This is a genomic window from Mesorhizobium sp. P3_A10, from assembly GCF_056403175.1.
The window spans coordinates 106,618-123,755 of the sequence record NZ_JBFUFZ010000009.1; the positions used below are offsets into that span (position 1 = coordinate 106,618).

20 protein-coding genes are annotated in these 17,138 nt (G+C 63.6%); 3 read left to right on the forward strand and 17 right to left on the reverse strand.

What is annotated here, in order from left to right:
- Position 1 precedes the first annotated feature (1 nt).
- The 3 genes from sdhD to AC1DXU_RS27455 form a co-directional block, all read right to left on the reverse strand.
- Positions 2 to 397, reverse strand: a complete 396-nt coding sequence (gene sdhD / locus AC1DXU_RS27445; protein ID WP_477310001.1) for a succinate dehydrogenase, hydrophobic membrane anchor protein — start codon at positions 395 to 397, stop codon at positions 2 to 4.
- A gap of 2 nt (positions 398 to 399) precedes the next feature.
- Positions 400 to 804, reverse strand: coding sequence for a succinate dehydrogenase, cytochrome b556 subunit (gene sdhC, locus AC1DXU_RS27450; RefSeq protein WP_477310003.1), 405 nt, complete (start codon positions 802 to 804; stop codon positions 400 to 402).
- Positions 805 to 1,217: 413 nt separating this feature from the next.
- Positions 1,218 to 1,403, reverse strand: coding sequence for a hypothetical protein (locus tag AC1DXU_RS27455; RefSeq protein WP_477374034.1), 186 nt, complete (start codon positions 1,401 to 1,403; stop codon positions 1,218 to 1,220).
- A 489-nt stretch (positions 1,404 to 1,892) separates the two neighbouring features.
- Between AC1DXU_RS27455 and AC1DXU_RS27460 the strand changes: the two genes are divergently transcribed.
- Positions 1,893 to 2,279, forward strand: a complete 387-nt coding sequence (locus tag AC1DXU_RS27460) for a hypothetical protein (RefSeq protein WP_477374036.1) — start codon at positions 1,893 to 1,895, stop codon at positions 2,277 to 2,279.
- Position 2,280: 1 nt separating this feature from the next.
- On the opposite strand, the gene AC1DXU_RS27465 is transcribed toward AC1DXU_RS27460, so the two are convergent.
- The 12 genes from AC1DXU_RS27465 to rplS all read right to left on the reverse strand — a co-directional run bounded on the left by AC1DXU_RS27465 (position 2,281) and on the right by rplS (position 13,674).
- Positions 2,281 to 3,477 carry a GGDEF domain-containing protein gene (locus tag AC1DXU_RS27465; protein WP_477374038.1) on the reverse strand — a complete coding sequence of 399 codons (1,197 nt, stop codon included), beginning with the start codon at positions 3,475 to 3,477 and terminating at the stop codon, positions 2,281 to 2,283.
- A gap of 244 nt (positions 3,478 to 3,721) precedes the next feature.
- Complete coding sequence (locus tag AC1DXU_RS27470; protein WP_477374040.1) at positions 3,722 to 4,075, reverse strand: transposase; 354 nt, start codon at positions 4,073 to 4,075, stop codon at positions 3,722 to 3,724.
- A gap of 92 nt (positions 4,076 to 4,167) precedes the next feature.
- On the reverse strand, positions 4,168 to 4,629 hold the full coding sequence (locus AC1DXU_RS27475) for an IS110 family transposase (protein WP_477374041.1): 462 nt from the start codon (positions 4,627 to 4,629) through the stop codon (positions 4,168 to 4,170).
- 272 nt (positions 4,630 to 4,901) lie between these two features.
- Positions 4,902 to 6,098: a GGDEF domain-containing protein gene (locus AC1DXU_RS27480; RefSeq protein ID WP_477374043.1), complete on the reverse strand. Its 1,197-nt coding sequence runs from the start codon at positions 6,096 to 6,098 to the stop codon at positions 4,902 to 4,904.
- 165 nt (positions 6,099 to 6,263) lie between these two features.
- Positions 6,264 to 7,673, reverse strand: a complete 1,410-nt coding sequence (gene leuC, locus AC1DXU_RS27485; protein ID WP_477374045.1) for a 3-isopropylmalate dehydratase large subunit — start codon at positions 7,671 to 7,673, stop codon at positions 6,264 to 6,266.
- 558 nt (positions 7,674 to 8,231) lie between these two features.
- A complete protein-coding gene (locus tag AC1DXU_RS27490) occupies positions 8,232 to 8,867 on the reverse strand; it encodes a class I SAM-dependent DNA methyltransferase (protein ID WP_477374047.1) in 636 nt (211 codons plus the stop codon).
- Positions 8,868 to 8,924: 57 nt separating this feature from the next.
- On the reverse strand, positions 8,925 to 9,737 hold the full coding sequence (locus tag AC1DXU_RS27495) for an amino acid ABC transporter permease (protein WP_477374049.1): 813 nt from the start codon (positions 9,735 to 9,737) through the stop codon (positions 8,925 to 8,927).
- 256 nt (positions 9,738 to 9,993) lie between these two features.
- The gene (locus tag AC1DXU_RS27500; protein WP_477327179.1) at positions 9,994 to 10,791 is read right to left on the reverse strand and encodes a transporter substrate-binding domain-containing protein; all 798 of its coding nucleotides are present in this window, start codon (positions 10,789 to 10,791) and stop codon (positions 9,994 to 9,996) included.
- A gap of 206 nt (positions 10,792 to 10,997) precedes the next feature.
- The gene (locus tag AC1DXU_RS27505) at positions 10,998 to 11,822 is read right to left on the reverse strand and encodes a class I SAM-dependent methyltransferase (RefSeq protein WP_477374051.1); all 825 of its coding nucleotides are present in this window, start codon (positions 11,820 to 11,822) and stop codon (positions 10,998 to 11,000) included.
- Positions 11,823 to 12,046: 224 nt separating this feature from the next.
- A complete protein-coding gene (locus tag AC1DXU_RS27510; protein WP_477374052.1) occupies positions 12,047 to 12,556 on the reverse strand; it encodes a MarR family winged helix-turn-helix transcriptional regulator in 510 nt (169 codons plus the stop codon).
- A complete protein-coding gene (locus AC1DXU_RS27515; protein ID WP_477374054.1) occupies positions 12,553 to 12,987 on the reverse strand; it encodes an organic hydroperoxide resistance protein in 435 nt (144 codons plus the stop codon). The genes AC1DXU_RS27510 and AC1DXU_RS27515 overlap by 4 nt, the downstream gene beginning before the upstream one ends.
- Positions 12,988 to 13,134: 147 nt before the next feature.
- Entirely contained in the window at positions 13,135 to 13,674 is a 540-nt protein-coding gene (gene rplS, locus AC1DXU_RS27520) for a 50S ribosomal protein L19 (RefSeq protein WP_477374055.1), read from the reverse strand.
- Positions 13,675 to 13,969: 295 nt separating this feature from the next.
- Here rplS and AC1DXU_RS27525 point away from each other — a divergent pair, with 295 nt between their 5' ends.
- Positions 13,970 to 14,722, forward strand: coding sequence for a sulfite exporter TauE/SafE family protein (locus tag AC1DXU_RS27525; RefSeq protein ID WP_477374057.1), 753 nt, complete (start codon positions 13,970 to 13,972; stop codon positions 14,720 to 14,722).
- On the opposite strand, the gene trmD is transcribed toward AC1DXU_RS27525, so the two are convergent.
- Both trmD and rimM read right to left on the reverse strand, forming a co-directional pair.
- Positions 14,704 to 15,408 (reverse strand): tRNA (guanosine(37)-N1)-methyltransferase TrmD, encoded by a 705-nt coding sequence (gene trmD, locus AC1DXU_RS27530; RefSeq protein WP_477374059.1) that lies wholly within the window; start codon positions 15,406 to 15,408, stop codon positions 14,704 to 14,706. The two genes, AC1DXU_RS27525 and trmD, sit on opposite strands and share 19 nt — an antisense overlap.
- A complete protein-coding gene (rimM, locus tag AC1DXU_RS27535; protein ID WP_477374061.1) occupies positions 15,405 to 16,004 on the reverse strand; it encodes a ribosome maturation factor RimM in 600 nt (199 codons plus the stop codon). The genes trmD and rimM overlap by 4 nt, the downstream gene beginning before the upstream one ends.
- A 135-nt stretch (positions 16,005 to 16,139) precedes the next feature.
- Here rimM and AC1DXU_RS27540 point away from each other — a divergent pair, with 135 nt between their 5' ends.
- Positions 16,140 to 17,078 (forward strand): tyrosine recombinase XerC, encoded by a 939-nt coding sequence (locus AC1DXU_RS27540; RefSeq protein ID WP_477374063.1) that lies wholly within the window; start codon positions 16,140 to 16,142, stop codon positions 17,076 to 17,078.
- Positions 17,079 to 17,138 lie beyond the last annotated feature (60 nt).

Genomic DNA, 17,138 nt, shown 5'->3' on the forward strand with positions numbered 1-17,138 from the left:
TTCAGCCTCCGAATGCCAGCTTGAGCAGGGCGAAGATCGAGGCGACGCCGACCACTACGGGAAAGAATGTGTTGAGCGCGATAAGCGCCAGCTTCATGCCCTCGCCATGCACATAGTCCTCAATGATGGCCTGCATGCCGAGCCGCATATGGTAGAGCCCCGACAGCAGCACCAGTGCAAGCACCAGTGCCACGAACGGATTGGCGAGAGCGGCGCGCACCTCGGCATAGCCGGCGCCGTTGAGCGCGATCAGGAAACCGACGAAAAACAGCATCAGCGGGATGTTGGCGATCGCGGTCAGCCGCTGGCGCCAGAAATGCTGAGTGCCTTCGCGGGCCGAGCCGAGGCCGCGGACCTTGGCCAGCGGCGTGCGCATATCGGTATTGCCAGAGCTCATGATCAGGCTCCCCGCGCCATGTAGCCGGCGATCCAGATCAGCAGCGTCAGTGCGATCGAACCGGCCAGCGTCGCCCAGGCAATCTTCGATGCCGTGTGCTTTTCAAGGCCGGCGCCGGTGTCCCAGACCAGATGGCGCACACCGCCCAGCATGTGATGCATCAGCGCCCAGGTGTAGCCGAACAGCACCAGCCGCCCCAGCCACGAACCGAACGCCCAGTTGACCCAGTCGAAAGTGGCCTCGGAGCTCGCCGCCGCCATCAGCCACACGGCCACCAGCAGCGTGCCGAAATAGAGCGCCCCGCCGGTGATGCGATGGATGATCGACATCGTCATGGTTATCGGCGGCCGATAGACGGTCAGATGCGGCGAAAGCGGTCTTGCGCGGGTGGCTGGTGATTTGCTCATGGCTCCCCCAGTTCGGCGTCTCTGGAGCCACAGGTGGAAATGCGGCAATACCGCTTCCGGATGCGACTTCGGACAGGCGGTTTCTAATGCTCTTTTTGCACCGCGTCAAAGCCAGAAAATCGTTTTGAAAACGTCATTTAGTCTGACAAAAAGCCGGCGTTTCGCTTCAATCGATTAGGGCATACCCACCAAGCCGGCGCAAAGTTCGCTGCAGTGCGGCAAAGTCGGTTTAGCTCGGGCCGAAGGTGCCTCGGGATTCAGGTCAGGCCGAGCCGGAGTCGAAGACGGGCGCGAAGCGACCAAACTGGGCAGCATCCGAGAACCGGAGCGGAGCGTACTTAAAGTACGTGAGCACCGGAAGCGCAGGAGGCTGCCATTTGCAGGCCGGCCTCACCTGAATATCGACACACCGGCTAGCGGGTGCAGGTCAGGGGCGTAGCCCCGCCCTTCATCACCAGCGCGTCGCGTCCGTCGATCACGATTGCGTCATGCGCAATGCCATAGCGGCTGTTCTGATTGGCGGGCGACGCCGGCAGGTCCTCAGCTGTGCCGTCTGCAGCAAGCACGTGCAGCGAGGTGCCGAGGTTCTGGATGGTCATCCTACCGCCGTCCGCGCAATTGTAGGTCGCTGTGCGCGGCTGCGGTGCGGTCATATCGGTAGTGGTGGTGGAACTGGGAGCGACCATCGGCTTGGACGTAAGCGACACGGTGGGGGCGGCGGTACTCCCGGCTTTGGGCGCGCTCTGTTGGGGCACACAGGCCGCCATGGCCATCAACAGCGGAAACAAGGGCGCCACCCGAAACGTCCGGCGTAACGCCATATGCTGTCCTCCCCGCGCGGCAAGCTAGCCGCGATGCCTTGCCAAGATCAAGCCCGCCTGACGTAAACGGAAGCTCTAGCTCGACGCCGGCCGCGATGGTGCGGGCAAGCATGGCCGAATGATGGCTGCCGGGCTTTCCATTCCGTCTGATATTAACCATGTTTGCCAAGAGATTGCCGCCTCAACGGCTCCCCCTCTTAACAAAGGTTAATAAAAGGTTAATTTCTGATTCGAGGAGGCTTGCCTCTAGGAAACGGAGAGGACGCCATGCGTTCGAATTCAGGCACACTAAGACTTCCGGCACTGATAGCGGCGGCGTTAGCCGTCGGCTTTGCCGCACCGGCGCTCGCCGGGACGCGCCACCACGATCGCGTCTATGCCGATTCCTTCGGCAATCTCGTCATCGACAGCGCCGCCGGCTACAAGCGCATCATCGTTGGCGAAGGCAAGCTGGCGAAAGAATTGTCAGCCTACACCAGCACCAGCGACGCCAGCGACGCCAGCGACGCCAGCGAACCAGACGTCATCTACGAGAACGAATCGGACAATGTGATCCGCCGCGGCTGTTATCAGCCGCCGGTTTTCGTAAAAGGCCGCTCCTATATGTACGGCCTCTCCGACGGCGAAATGCCCAACCTCAGCCCCTGCCGCTGATCTATCCAGCGTTTGCCACTGTTGCCGGCCAGGCGACCGGCCCGGCCGAGACGTGCACGCAGTCGCGGCCGGAGCCCTTGGCCTGATAAAGCGCTTCGTCGGCGCGCCGCAACAAATCGGAAAAGCCTTCGCCCGGATGCAGCTCGGCAACGCCGAAACTGGCGCTGCAGCGCTGCTCCGCCGGCAGGCTGTCGATCGGCAGCGCGCCGAAAGCGCTGCGCGTGCCCTCGGCAAACAGCCGCGCGGCGGCAAGGTTGGTTCCCGGCAGGATGATGGCGAATTCCTCGCCGCCGATGCGGCCGGCAACATGATGGTCGGCAGCGGCATCGCGCAGGAAGCCGGCGAAGGTCTCGATCACCCGGTCGCCGGAAGCGTGGCCATAGTTGTCGTTGATGCCCTTGAAGTGGTCGAGATCGGCAATGACCAACGCCACCGGAACACCCCGGCGCACGGCGTCGCGCAGCGCGACCTCGGCATGGCGCTCGAAACCGCCGCGGTTGAGCAGCCGTGAAAGCGTGTCGGTTTCCGACTTCGACGTCGCCTCGGCCAGCACATCGCGAACCAGGATGGCCAGCATCAAAAGCGCCAGCGCCAGGCCCAGCACGGTGCCGAGCGACTGCGACACCAGCGCGTAGCTGGTCTGCATATAGGACTGCGGGTTGGCGCCCCAGCCGCCCAGCGCATGCGCGATGAACGGTTTTGAGGCGAACTGCACGGCGCTGGCCACCAGCACGGCCAGCAGAATTCGATCGAGCCGGTCGCGTCTTTGCCTGGACGACCAGACGATGCCGAAACCGACGAGCTGCATGGCCGCATAGGGGAGCTGGTAGGCCATCATGCGGGCAAGCGACTGGCGCGGCAGATCCTGCACGAACCAGACCGCGACGGTGGCGAAGACCAGAAAGAAGACCATGGGCGGCCAGGGCGGCGCCACGCCATATTTGCGGGCAAGCCCGGTATTGAAGGCGATGGTGGCGCCGAGGAAAACGGCAAAGGCTGTGACAACCGCGGGTCGTGCGTCGGCAAAAACCGGGATGCTGAATTCGACGGCGAAATAGGCCATGCCGAGGACATAGCCGAACGCCAACCAGCGCGCCGATACGCGTCCCACGTCATAAATCGCGATCGCCATGAAGGCCGCGGCCAGCAGTCCGGCAACGCACAGATTGATGACAAGGATGAAGTCTGCGCTGCCCATCGCGTCGTTCGCACTTAGAGCGACAGCTAATCACCGACGCGCGAAAAAGACGTTAACGGTGGGGGCATAACGACAGATCGCACACCTTGGCGACTAGCCGAAAACTTCACAGCTTCGTCATCCTAGGGCGAAGCAAGGAGCGAAGCGACGCGGCGCAGACCCCGGGATCCATGCCGGGATCTGCGAGCGACGCGGCGGAATTCTGATGCGCCGCGTGCGTCGGCGACTGTCACGGCAACTGTGTTCATGCGAATGCGATTTTGTCTCGTATGATAGCGTTGAGGGTGACCAGAAGCTTCCTGGCGACGGCGACGATGGCGAGTTTCTTTGATCCGGAACGAGCGGCAAGGGCGGCGTAGAAAGCTTTGAACCGATCATTGGCGCGGATGGCGCCCAGCGCTGCCATGTAGAGAGCTCGTCGGACCCGCGGGCGACCACCGCTGATCTTGCTCCTGCGCTTGAGCTTGCCGCTCTCATTGTCGAAAGGGGCAAGGCCGGCAAGGGCTGCGATCGACTTGGGCGAGCGCCGGCCGAGTTCCGGCATGTGTGCCAGCAAAGAAAGGGCCGTGATCGTGGCAACCCCGGGTACGGAGACCATCAGCGCGTAGTCGAGGGCGGTGTCCTCGGCTTCGCGAATGGTTTTGACGATCCGGCTCTCGAGCGCATCGATGCGTGTGTCGAAGTCGGCGATCAGTCTTTCTGTGTCAGCGACAACATCTTCGTCGAAGGCTTCTTCAGCTTCGCTCTGATCTCGACCAGATGGTCGCGATGACGGGCAAGCGATTGAAGGTGCTCGCCTTTCTCGCACGGTGCCGGCTCGGCAGCAGGCTGATAGCGACGACCGTAGTCGCTCAGCATCCTGGCATCGAGGCGGTCGGTCTTGGCGCGCTGCGTCGTCGACTTCGCGTAATGGTGGGTGTGGGCCGGGTTGTGCCGCGAGAAGGCGATGCTTGCCTTGGCCAGCGCATGGCGCAGCAGCCGGTCATGAACGCCTGTTGCCTCCATGACGACAAAATCTCGGCCAGGGCAAAGGCCTGCTACATAAGCAGTAATCGCGTCGGCCTGATTGGTGATGCGCTGGCAGCGGCCGCTTGCCTCATCAAAAAAATCGAGCCACTGCTTGGAGATATCGCAGCCGATGTAGTTCTGCACTATCATGTCCATGCCTCTTCCTGTGGTGCGGGGTCTGCTGGTAACAGCCCCGTGCAACTGTTCAGGTTGATGGTTCATTGGTGGGAAGGGACCGAGCCATGCCGCGGCCTGTCCCGAAAGGGACGACCAGGATCCTCTCGGCCTCCTTCCCACTTCAACCATACACCCGAACCAACACACAGGATCCTCGGGTCAAGCCCGAGGATGACGAAGGCGCGAGGTTTCGATCAACCTCGAAGGTTGGAGCAGTCTGCAAACAAACGACGTGCGCTCTAGCCGAGGTTCGCCGTGTCCGGCACGAACACCGTTTCCGGCCGCTCGTAGGACAGGCGCACGCTGTCGCGGCCATTTTTCTTGGCCTTGTAGAGCGCCTCGTCGGCACGACGCATCAGCGGCTCCAGCCCCTCGTCGCCGGTGCGGGCGGCGACGCCGAAGCTCGCGGTCACTCGGATACCCGGCGGCAGGCTGGTGACGCCGCCGGACGAATAGAGCGAGCGGATCGCCTCGGCGAACAGACGTGCCGAAGCCAGGTCGCACAAAGGCAGTAGCACCGCGAACTCCTCGCCGCCGATGCGGCCGGCAGCACCGCGGGCGCCGGTGGCGAAATTCAACTTGGCGGCGAAATCGGCGATGACCTTGTCGCCCGCCGCATGGCCGTGCACGTCGTTGAGCGCCTTGAAGTGGTCGAGGTCGGCAAGTACCAGCGCCACCGGGAGCCTCGCCGAGGCGCACTGCCGCAGAAGCAGCGCCGCCCGCTCCTCGAAACCGCGACGGTTGAGCAGGCCGGACAGCGGATCGGTAAACGTCTCGGTCTTCAGCGCCTTCAACACGTCGAGCGCGGCGGCCGAGAACAGGCAAAGCGCGATCAGCAACGACAGCAGCGCGTGCGAGAGCAGCGCCGTCGTCCAGTAGGATGAGGCATAGAAACCGTCATAGCTGGCGAACGGCCCATGCGCGATGACGACGGCCAGCGTGCGCACGAAGAAGTTCAGGCCCGATAGCAGCGACAGCACGAACAGGATGTTTTCCGTCGGGCCGTTGTTGCGCACCTGGCGCAGTTCGGCGGCGACCAGCAGGCTGAGGCCGCCGAAGCCGAAATTGATGGCAAGGATGCGCCAGGTGAGATCCGGTTGGACGAACAGGAACCAGCAAAACGCCGCCAGCCCGCCCCCCGCCAGAACACCGATCCCGACAAAGGGCACGCGCCGGCCATAGCGGGCGACGATCGCGCCGGAGAGACAGCAGGCGGCAAAGGTGAAGCATATGTTGGAGAGCAGCTTGGTCAGCACCATGCCGACGGGCAGCGTGAAATACTGCAGCAGGAAGCCGCCCGCCGAGACGCAGTAGCTTGCACCCAGCACCGCCAGATAGGGGCGGTGGCGCTGATAGAACCACAGCACGAGGAACGCCGAGCCGAGCGCCAGCGCGATCGTCGGGTTGAGCAGCGCTATGAACAGGCCGGTGTCCAAGGACCGTGACTTCTCTCGCTTCCGTCAGGGAAGATGTTTAGGCCGCAAGCCCAAACAAGCGGTTAAGCGAGACCGAATATGCGGTCGGCGCCAAAGAAAAACCCCGAACCGCTGGTGCGGTCCGGGGTCTGCAATGCTCGGCGATATGGGCGGCGAAAATCCGGACTATTTCCAGTCGCGGATATCGACGAAGTGGCCGGCGATCGCCGCCGCTGCAGCCATGGCCGGCGACACCAGATGGGTGCGGCCCTTGAAGCCCTGACGGCCCTCGAAATTGCGGTTCGAGGTCGAGGCGCAGCGCTCATGCGGCTTCAGCCGGTCATCGTTCATGGCCAGGCACATCGAGCAGCCTGGCTCGCGCCAGTCGAAGCCGGCGGCGACAAAGATCTTGTCGAGGCCTTCGGCTTCCGCCTGCTCCTTGACGAGGCCGGAGCCCGGCACGATCATCGCATCGACATGCGCACTGACGGTCTTGCCTTCGACCACCTTGGCCACCGCGCGCAAATCCTCGATGCGGCCATTGGTGCACGAGCCGATGAAGACCCGGTCGAGCGTGATGTCGGTGATCTTGGTGCCCGGCGTCAGGCCCATATAGTCCAGCGCACGCTGCTTGGAGGTGCGCTTGTTTTCGTCGGCGATGTCGTCCGGGTTCGGCACGATGCCTTGCACCGAAACGACGTCCTCGGGCGACGAGCCCCAGGAGACGATCGGCGGCAGTTTGGCTGCGTCGAGCACGATCACCTTGTCGAAATGCGCGCCTTCGTCGGACTGCAGCGTCTGCCAGTAGGCGAGCGCGGCATCCCACGACGCGCCCTTCGGCGCACGCGGCTTGTCCTTGACATAGGCGAAGGTGGTCTCGTCGGCCGCGATCAGGCCGGCGCGCGCGCCACCCTCGATCGACATGTTGCAGATCGTCATGCGGCCTTCCATCGACAGCGCGCGGATCGCCTCGCCGGCATATTCGATGACATAGCCGGTGCCGCCGGCAGTGCCGATCTCGCCGATGATCGCAAGGATGATATCCTTGGCGGTGACGCCTTCCGGCAGCACGCCGTCAACGCGCACCAACATGTTCTTGGCCTTGCGCTGGATCAGCGTCTGCGTCGCCAGCACATGCTCGACCTCCGATGTGCCGATGCCATGCGCCAGCGCGCCAAAAGCACCATGCGTCGACGTATGGCTGTCGCCGCAGACGATGGTCATGCCGGGCAGCGTGAAACCTTGCTCCGGGCCGATGATGTGGACGATGCCCTGGCGGATATCGTTTTCGGAATAATATTCGACGCCGAAATCCTTGGCGTTCTTGGCCAGCGCCTCGACCTGGATGCGACTTTCCTCGTTCTTGATGCCGAACTTGCGCTCGGGCGAGGTCGAGACATTGTGATCGACCACGGCCAGCGTCTTTTCCGGATGCCGGACTTTGCGGCCAGTCATGCGCAGGCCTTCGAAGGCTTGCGGGCTGGTGACTTCGTGGACGAGGTGACGGTCGATGTAGAGCAGGCAGGTGCCGTCGTCCTGGCGGTCGACAACGTGCTCGTCGAATATCTTGTCGTAGAGGGTGCGCGGTGCGCTCATGTGCGTAAATCCGTCGATCTGATAAGGGGGAAGAGGCGAAATGCCGACCGTTGGGCCCGGCGAAAGCGGTCTAGCTAAGTCGGCTGGTCAGCGCGCCGCAAACGCGCGCGGAGAAGCGCGACGGCAGGCGTTTTCTGTCCTGCAGCACGAACCCCTTATAGGCCGGATCGCCAAAAAGCTCTTCCATGGCGTGGCTCATACCAATGTTTTGGGTTTTCGGCAATTGCGGCTTGTCTTGGCAGAATCTGGGTTCCTCGTCCTCACGTCCACACCTTCGGGAGGAGGGGCGCCAAGGTCGGTGAACTCACGCCTTTCCTCTCCCCGTCGATCGGGGGAGAGGTGGCGAGCGAAGCTCGACGGAGTGGGGGTCGATCTTGCATCGAAATAATGCTTCCGCCTGATTGCCACTTGCCTTGAGTCTTCTCGCTCGCCGGCTTGTGGCTGTCTTGCGGCAGCGCGATTGACGAGCGGCTTCCCCCACTCCGTCGCTGCTTCGCAGCGCCACCTCTCCCCCCTCCGGAGGGAGAGGAAAGGTGCCAAGGTCGGCGAACGCCCCGCTCACAAAACCTCAAACACAAACGTCTTCACCAGTGCATCCGGCTCGGCGATGGCATAGCAGCGGAACCATGGGCTTTCTTCGACCGGCCGCCATTTTTGCGCCTGCTCCAGTTCGTCGAACACCGCCTGAAACCCGCCGCTTTCAAACACCTGGTCTCTCACCGTGAAGATCGCATGGCCGCCCTTCTTGGTGATGCGTACCAGTTCATGCAGGCCGGACGCCGGGGCATGGCTGATGGTGAAGACGCCGGTCGAGAAGAAGGCGCGGAAATGCCCATCCGGCCAGGGCAAAGGTCCGCCGAGCATCGCGTTCTTCAGGTCACTGTAGGCCTGCCGGCTGCCGGCTATTTTCAGCATGTCGTCGGAGAGGTCGAGCCCGGCAATGTCGGGGTAGCCCAGCGCCTTGAGCGACGGCCCCGACAGGCCGGTGCCGCAGCCGGCATCGAGCAACGGCCCTTCGCCCGCTGGCACATGGCGCGCCACCCAGGCGGTGATCAGGAACGGCAGGAGATAGCCAAGCGAAGCGGTTTCGCTGTCGTAGGTCGCGGCCCAAGCGGCATAAGCCTCAGAGAGCGCTTCCGGCGTATCGGCGGTATAGACCGAATTCAGCGCCGCATTGGCCTTGTCGACGATCATGGCTTCCTCCGGAACTGCCGTATGATCGGTGATGGTAGCCTCGTCTTCGCCTGACTTCTATTCCTGATGCTGGTTGCGCAGCCGCTTCTCCAGCGTCCTGAGCGCCAGTGACAGGCCGACGGTGAGGATGAGATAGATGTAGGCGACGATCGAATAGGTCTCGAAGAAGCGGAACGAGCCGGCGGCGTAGACCTTGCCCATCTGGGTGATGTCGGCGACGCCGAGCACCGAAACCAGCGAGGAATCCTTGACCATGGCGACAAAGTCATTGCCGAGCGGCGGCAGGATGGTGCGGATCGCCTGCGGAAAGACGATCAGCCGGAAACGTTGCGCGCGCGACAGTCCCAACGCCTTTGCCGCCTCGATCTGGCCTTTCTCGACCGCCTGGATGCCGGCGCGAAACACCTCCGAGATGAAGGCCGAATAGCCGATGGTCAGCGCCATGATGGCACGCCACAACAGCGAGACGTCGCGCACCAGCAGTTCGCCGAAGAGGCCGGCATTCTGCAGCGGCGCGGTCAGCGCGTTCCAGGCGGCGACGAAGGCCGGCGCGCCGGCAAAGGCGATCCAGAACAACAGCACCAGGATCGGCACGCCACGGATGATCTCGACATAGAAGCGAGCGATCTGCCTGAGCCAGCGCGACCCCGACAGCCCCATCAGCGCAAGCCCAAGCCCGATCGCGCAAGCCATCGCGAAGGCGACGACGGTGACGAAGACGGTGATGCCGATGCCCTTGGCGACGGTGGCAAAAACCTGCGCGTAGAGGTTGCTGGTGGCGATGAAGATGGCAGCGATCACGGCGATCGCCACAGCCACGGCAAGCCACCAGGGGAAGTCGGATTTGGCGGTGGAAGATGGTGTTGCCATCAGGCGATGCCCGCCAGGCAAGCATTGCGACGCGCCAAGGCGCCCCCCTCTGTCCTGCCGGACATCTCCCCCTCAAGGGGGGAGATTGGCAGCTTTGGCCTCGCGGCCTGTCCCTTGACGCTGGAAATTGGCGAAAGCCAAGGTGGCATCCGATCTCCCCCCTTGAGGGGGAGATGCCCGGTAGGGCAGAGGGGGGTGTTCAAGCGCAAACTCAGCACAAGTTCCGGCGCGTCATGAAATGCGCGCGGCAGGGAAATCACTGCCCCATCTTGTAATCAAGAAACCACTTCTTGTTCAGCGCATCGATCGTCCCGTCCGCCTTCAGCGCCGCGATTGCCGCATTGACCGGCTTCACCAGGTCGGAGCCCTTGGGGAAGATAAAACCAAAATCCTCGGTGCCGAGCGGGCCGCCGATCAGCTTCAGCTTGCCTTCGGAAGCGTCGACATAGCCCTTGCCGGCGGTGCCGTCGGTCAGGACGACATCGACGTCGCCGGACTTGAGCGCCTGCACCGTGGCGCCGAACGTCTCGAACAGTTTGATGCGCGGGTTCTGCTCATTGCCGTCGAGCACGCTGTAGACGGCGGTGTAGAAGGGCGTGGTGCCGGCCTGCGCGCCGATCAGCCCGTCCTTGAAGGCACCAAAAGTCTTGGCGTCGGTGAAACGGCTTTCGTCACCGCGCACCAGCATGAACTGTTCCGAGCGCATGTAGGGGTCGGAGAAATCGACCTTCTCCTTGCGGTCGTCCTTGATGGTGATGCCGGTCATGCCGATGTTGTACTGGTTGTCGGAAACCGCCTGGATCATCGCATCCCAGGAGGTGTTCTGGTACTCGACGGAAAAGTTCAGCCGCTTGGCGATTTCGTTCATCGCGTCATATTCCCAGCCGATCTGTTTTCCGGTCTTGGCATCGATGAACTGCAGCGGCGGATAGGCGTTTTCCGTCACCACCACCACCTTCTTGCCCCCGAGGTCGGGCAGCGCCTGCGCCCATGCGGCGACCGGTGCGAGAAGGCAGGCCAACAGGCCGGCCAGCAGCAGTTTCGATTTGGTCATGACACACTCCCAGAACTTGAAAGGCCCCGGCACGGCCGAGGTTTGCAGGAAAATCCGGCGCCGACTTTAGCTGTCCGCAAGCGCCGTGCAAGCCGGTCCGATGTGACCCTTGGCGCAAAAGCGGATTCCAATGCTTTCCATCGGGGGATTCCGGAACGATCTTTGCCCGGCGGTCAATCCGCCGCACCATGGCGCCGCGCGAACACTCAGCGCCGCTTGGTTGCGCCGATCGAAACGGAAAGCGGTATCTTGGTCATGCCGTCAGGCAGCGCGTAAAGCCCCTCGCCGGCCTCGACCATATAGGGGAATTCCTTCCAGCCCAGAATGGCATGCTCGTTGAGGAAGTCGATCGTCATGTCGGACGCGATGAGGGCGTTGATGACGTCGCCCAACGGGTGGATCCACTCATAATTCAGGCGATGGGTCAGCGGCCGCTCGTCGCCGGTATAGGTGTGCGTGTCGTGCCATTCCAGCGGCGCCTGTGGCGGCGTCCGCCAATCCAGCAACAGGCCGGGCTGATCGGTCTTGCGGCCGCACTGGAACATCGTCGGATGCCCGTCGAGGAAATACAGCTGCCCACCCGGGCGCAGCAGATTGGCGACCACCTTGGCCCAGCTGAAGATGTCGTCCAGCCAGATGGTCGTGCCCCACGTCACGTAGACGAGGTCGTAATAGTCGTCGAGTGCCGCCACCGCATCATAGACCGAAGCCTCCACGAAGCTGACTTCAGCACCGGCCTGCGCGGCAAACCGGCGCGCCGCGGCAAGCGCCTTGGGCGAGAAGTCCAGTCCGGTGACACTCTTTGCGCCGAGATGCTTCAGGCTGATCGTGTCGAGGCCGATATGGCATTGCAGGTGGGCGACGTCCTTGCCGGCGATGCGGTTGCCGACTTCCCGCTTTTCCAGCGCGGTCAGGCTCAAGCCGCCGGCCAGAACCCGATCGATCGGGTAATAGCGATGGGCCTCGTCAGTGGTATGCAGTTCGGCTCGATTGTCCCAGTTGAAGCGGTTCGCCCTGGCGAAAGAATCCATCACATCACTCCAAAACAGGGGACAGCCGAAGCCACCCATTGCTAAGCAATGTTATGTCCAATGCAAGGTATATTAGTAAGAGATTGTTTACTGTGCGGCGCCGGGCAGGCGTTCTAGAGCATGATCCCGAAAAGTGGGACCCGGTTTTCGGAAAAGATTATGCTCAAACAAGAAGCTAGAGCCCCATCCCGATTCCATCGGGATGGAACAGGCTCTAGCGGCGATCAATCCCGGTCCGCCGCGTCGGCGTCCGCCTCGCGCAACCCGGCGACAAATTTGGTCAAGGTGCGGTGCAGAGCCCTCAGCTCTTCGGCCTCGAGCGGCATGGCGCAGGCCAGCCCGGCGGATACGTCCTGCGTGCGTGCGCGCAGCGCCTGGCCTGCTGCGGTCGGCTCGACCAGCACGCGGCGCTCGTCGGCGGCGTCGCGCCGGCGGGTCACCAGGCCGTTCGCCTCCAGCCGTTTGAGCAGCGGCGTCAGCGTCGCCGAATCGAGCCCAAGCGCTTCGCCGAGCGCGCCGACAGTGCTTGGCGCGCGCTCCCACAGCACCAGCATCACCAGATATTGCGGATAGGTCAGGCCGAGCGGCTCGAGCAGCGGCCGGTAGAGCTTCGTCATCAGTCCGCTCGCCGAATAGAGCGCGAAGCAGAGCTGCTGGTCGAGGCGCGGAACTTTGATCGTCCCGGCTGATACCGCCGGGACGTCGCTGGCACTCTTTGTGGTCGTTGTCGTCATGCTGCCTTTGCCGGAAGCGCCACTGCCGAAAGCACCACCTCGACATTGCCCTTGATGGCGTTGGAATAGGGGCAAACCTGATGAGCCGCCGATACAAGCGCTTCCGCGGCCGCCTGATCAAGACCTTTCGTCTCCGCCGCCAGCGAAACGCCGAGCCGGAAGCCACCCTGGCCATTGGCATGCAAACTGACATTGGCCGTCACCGCGGCATCCAGCAGCGGCAGTTTCTGCTTGCCGGCGATGAAACGCATGGCACTTTCGAAACAGGCGGCATAGCCGGCGGCAAACAGCTGCTCGGGATTGGTGGCGCCACCCTTGCCGCCAAGTTCCTTCGGCATGGCGAGGTCGACGCTGAGCAGGCCATCATTGCTCTGGACGTGGCCGGCGCGGCCGCCGACGGCGCGAGCTTGGGTGGCGTAGAGTGCAGGCATTTCATATCTCCATTTAATTTGTACACGATTAGTTAGTGTACAAGATAATTAGAGTCAACCTGGCCGAGGGCAGATTTCCGGTTAATTTCCGCCCAAAACGAAAAAGGCGGCCGAAGCCGCCTTTCCGAAACTTGTGCCCGAAAAAACTTATTCGGCGGCGGTCGCTTCCGCGGCCTTGGCGGCCTCGTCGGCGGCCTTCTTCTCGGCGGCGTCCTGCGCTGCCTTCTCGACCGCCAGCGCCTGGGCGGCGGCCACCTTCTCGGCCTCGATGCGGGCCTTCTCGGCGTTCAGCGCATCGCGCTCATCGTCGTTCAGCTTGCGGGCGCGCACGCCGGTGTTTTCCGAAATACGGGCCGACTTGCCGCGACGATCGCGCAGGTAGTACAGCTTGGCGCGACGCACCTTGCCGCGGCGAACGATCTCGACGCCTTCAACCATCGGCGAGTAAACCGGGAACACGCGCTCCACGCCTTCGCCGTAGGAAATCTTGCGAACGGTGAAATTTTCCTGGAAGCCGGCGCCGGCGCGGGCGATGACGACGCCCTCATAGGCCTGGACGCGGGTGCGGGTGCCTTCGGTCACGCGGACCTGGACGCGCACGGTATCGCCGGGCTGGAATTCGGGAAGCTTGCGCTTGGCTTCGATCTTGGCGGCCTGTTCGGCCTCGAGCTGACGGAGAATATCCATCTAAAAGTCCACTTCTTGTTCTTCCGACAGTCAGAGCGTCCGACACTCGCCTTGCAGTTCCTAAGACCGCTCGGCTATGCCCTTTCGGGCAGGGGCGACTACACCGTCATTGTTGACGGGTCCGGTAGATTGTTCTTCCGGTTCGGGCGGGCACATACAGCTATTTCGAGGCTTTGTCACGCCTTGGCCCTGTCTTTTTTGCTCGCATGCCACCACGCAATCGTCCAGCGCGGGGTTGCGCCGACCCTGCAAGCTTCCTAATCCGGGCAAAGCATAGGTCTCTGGCGACATCCTCATGTCTGTATTCGACGCGATCCTGCTCTTTCTCGCAGGTTTTCTGTCTGGCGCCGCCAACGCGGTCGCCGGTGGCGGCACGTTCATCACCTTCGGCGCCATGACACTGGTCGGCCTGCCGCCAATCGTCGCCAACGCGACCTCGTCGGTGACACAGTTCCCCGGCTACATCACCTCGACGCTCGCCTACGCCGACGACATCCGGCATTTCTGGCGTGGCGCGCTGCTGCTCTGCGTGATCTCAGCCTTCGGCGCACTGGCCGGCGCGCTCATCCTTCTGGCGCTCTCCAATCCGTCCTTCCGCGCCATGGTGCCGTGGCTGCTCTTGGGCGCAACCGCCTTGTTTGCCGCCGGCCCATGGCTGAAGCCGGCGCCCAAGCCTGGACATGAAGCATCGGTCGGCTCGCTGGCCGGCTCCTTGGCGCAGTTCGCTACCGCAATCTATGGCGGCTTCTTCGGCGCCGGCATGGGCGTGATGATGCTGGCGACACTGGGCCTGACGCAAGCCGGCGACTATCACCGCCTGAACGCGCTGAAGAACATGCTGGCCGTGGTCATCGCCGCCGTCGCCATCCTGGTCTTCGTCTCCGGCGGCGTCATCGCCTGGCCGCAAGCGATCGTCATGATTCCCGGCGCCGCGCTCGGTGGCTATGCCGGCGTCTGGATCGCCAAGCGCGTGCCGCAGAACGCCGTGCGCGGCTTCGTCGTCGCCGTCGGCCTGTTCCTCGCCTTCTACTACTTCACCAAGGGTTGAGCGGCGCCGCCCGGCAGATCCGGCCGTCTTTCCTTCGTCAGCTTTTCCGACTCGGCGCGCCGCCATTTCGCGATTTTTGCGTGGTTGCCCGAGATCAGCACCTCGGGAATGGGCCGGCCTTCAAACTCCTGCGGCCGCGTGTAGTGCGGATGCTCGAGCAGGCCGTTCTCAAAACTCTCTTCCTCGCCCGACACAGCATTGCCCATCACGCCCGGCAACAGCCGCACCACCGCATCGAGCAGGACCAGTGCCGCCGGCTCGCCGCCGGAGAGGATGAAATCGCCGACGGAAACCTCCTCCAGTCCGCGCGCGTCGATCACCCGCTGGTCGACGCCTTCGAAGCGGCCGCAGACGATGACAGCGCCCGGCCCGGCGGCCAGTTCGCGCACACGCGCCTGCGTCAGCGGCTTGCCGCGCGGGCTCATCAGCAGGCGCGGGCGCGGATCACCCGTTGGCGACGCATGGTCGATGACTCTCGCCAGCACGTCGGCGCGCATCACCATGCCGGCACCGCCGCCAGCCGGCGTGTCGTCGACGGTGTGGTGACGATCGGTGGCGAAGTCGCGGATCTGGATCGCATGCAGCGACCATGTGCCTGATACCAGCGCGCGGCCCGCCAGCGACAGGCCGAGCGCGCCTGGAAACATCTCGGGATAGAGCGTCAGCACCGAGGCGGAAAAACTCACCGGTTGCCTCCGGCATCCCTCGGTCCGCGCGGCCTGCCCTGGGCGTCGAAATCTTCTTCGCGAGGCGCATCGCCATCCTCGTCATCGACCAGCCCCGCCGCCGCCAGATCGATGCGGATGAAGGCATCGGCAATCGATACCTCGGGAACGGCGGCCTGCGTGAACGGGATCAGCACGCCTTTGCGCCCCGCCAGCGTCACATCAAGAATGTCGCCGCCACCGAAATTGTGCACGGCGACAACCTTGCCGATGAGAGCGCCCGTATCGTCCCGGACCTCCAGCCCGACGAGGTCGGCATGATAGAACTCGTCCTCCTCGCCGTCGTCCGGCAGCATCGAGCGGTCGACGAACAGTTCCGTGCCGGCAAGCGCCTCGGCGGCGTTGCGATCGTTGATGCCCTTGAAGCGCACCACGACGACTGTGTTGGCCGGCCGGATGTCGATGATCTGGAAGGCGCGGCCATCCCTGGCGTAGAGCGGCCCATAGTCAGCCAGCGCCAAGGGCTCACCGGTGAAGGTCTTCACCCGCAATTCACCCTTGATGCCGTGGGCGGCGCCGATCACGGCCATCTGCACGGGGTTCTGGGGCTTGGTCATGGCAAAATTCCTTTGCCCTGCTCTAGCGCCGCCCCGGCGTCATTTCAATGATCGCTCGGCGCCATTTCAATGGCGCAGCTCTTCACCGCTTCCTAACCCGACTGCCCGATAATGACGGGGAACTGGAAGAGCGCCATGCAAGAATTCCTCATCCCCGCCAAGCCGGACCTCCAGGCGGCGCGCGAAAGCTGGCTGAAGATGCTTGCGCGCGAACGCCGGCTGTCACCAGAAACCGTCGAAGCCTATGAGCGCGACACACGCCAGTTCCTGCATTTCCTGACCGGCCATTGCGGTGGCTCGCCCGGCATTGCCGAGATCGCCAATCTGCGTCCGGCCGATCTGCGCGGCTTTCTCGCCGCCCGCCGCAACGCCGGCGCCGGCGCCCGCACGCTTGGGCGCGGCTTGGCCGGTATTCGCTCGCTGCTGCGCTTCCTCGAACGGCGCGGTCTCGCCAATGCGGCGGGTGCGGCGGCGCTGCGCGCGCCGCGCCAGCCGAAATCGCTGCCCAAGCCGCTGACGGCAAGCGACGCCAAACACATCGTCTCGGTGGAAGGCCAACTGGCGGAAGAGCCGTGGATCGCCGCCCGCAACGCCGCCGTGCTGACCTTGCTTTACGGGTCAGGCCTGCGCATTTCCGAAGCGCTCGGCCTGTCGGGCGCCGAGCTCGCTTTGGCGAGCGACACGGTGCTGCGCATCACCGGCAAGGGCGGCAAGACGCGACTGGTGCCGGTGCTGCCAGTTGCGCTGCGGGCGATCGCCGAATACCGCCGGCTCTGCCCCTATCATCTCGACCCGAAAGGCCTGTTGTTTCGCGGCGCCCGCGGCGGCCCGCTGAACCCGGCCATCGTCCAGCGCGACATGGCCAAGTTGCGCTCGGCGCTCAACCTGCCCGAGACCGCGACGCCGCATGCCTTGCGCCATTCCTTCGCCACGCACCTGCTGGGACGCGGCGGCGATTTGCGCACCATCCAGGAACTGCTCGGCCATGCCAGCCTGTCGACGACGCAGATCTACACCGGCGTCGACACGGCAAGGCTGCTCGAAATCTACGACCAGGCGCACCCGCGGGCGTGATGGCCGGCGGAGCGCTACGCAGCGTGATTAGGCGAGGCCTCTCAGCTTCGTCATCCTAGG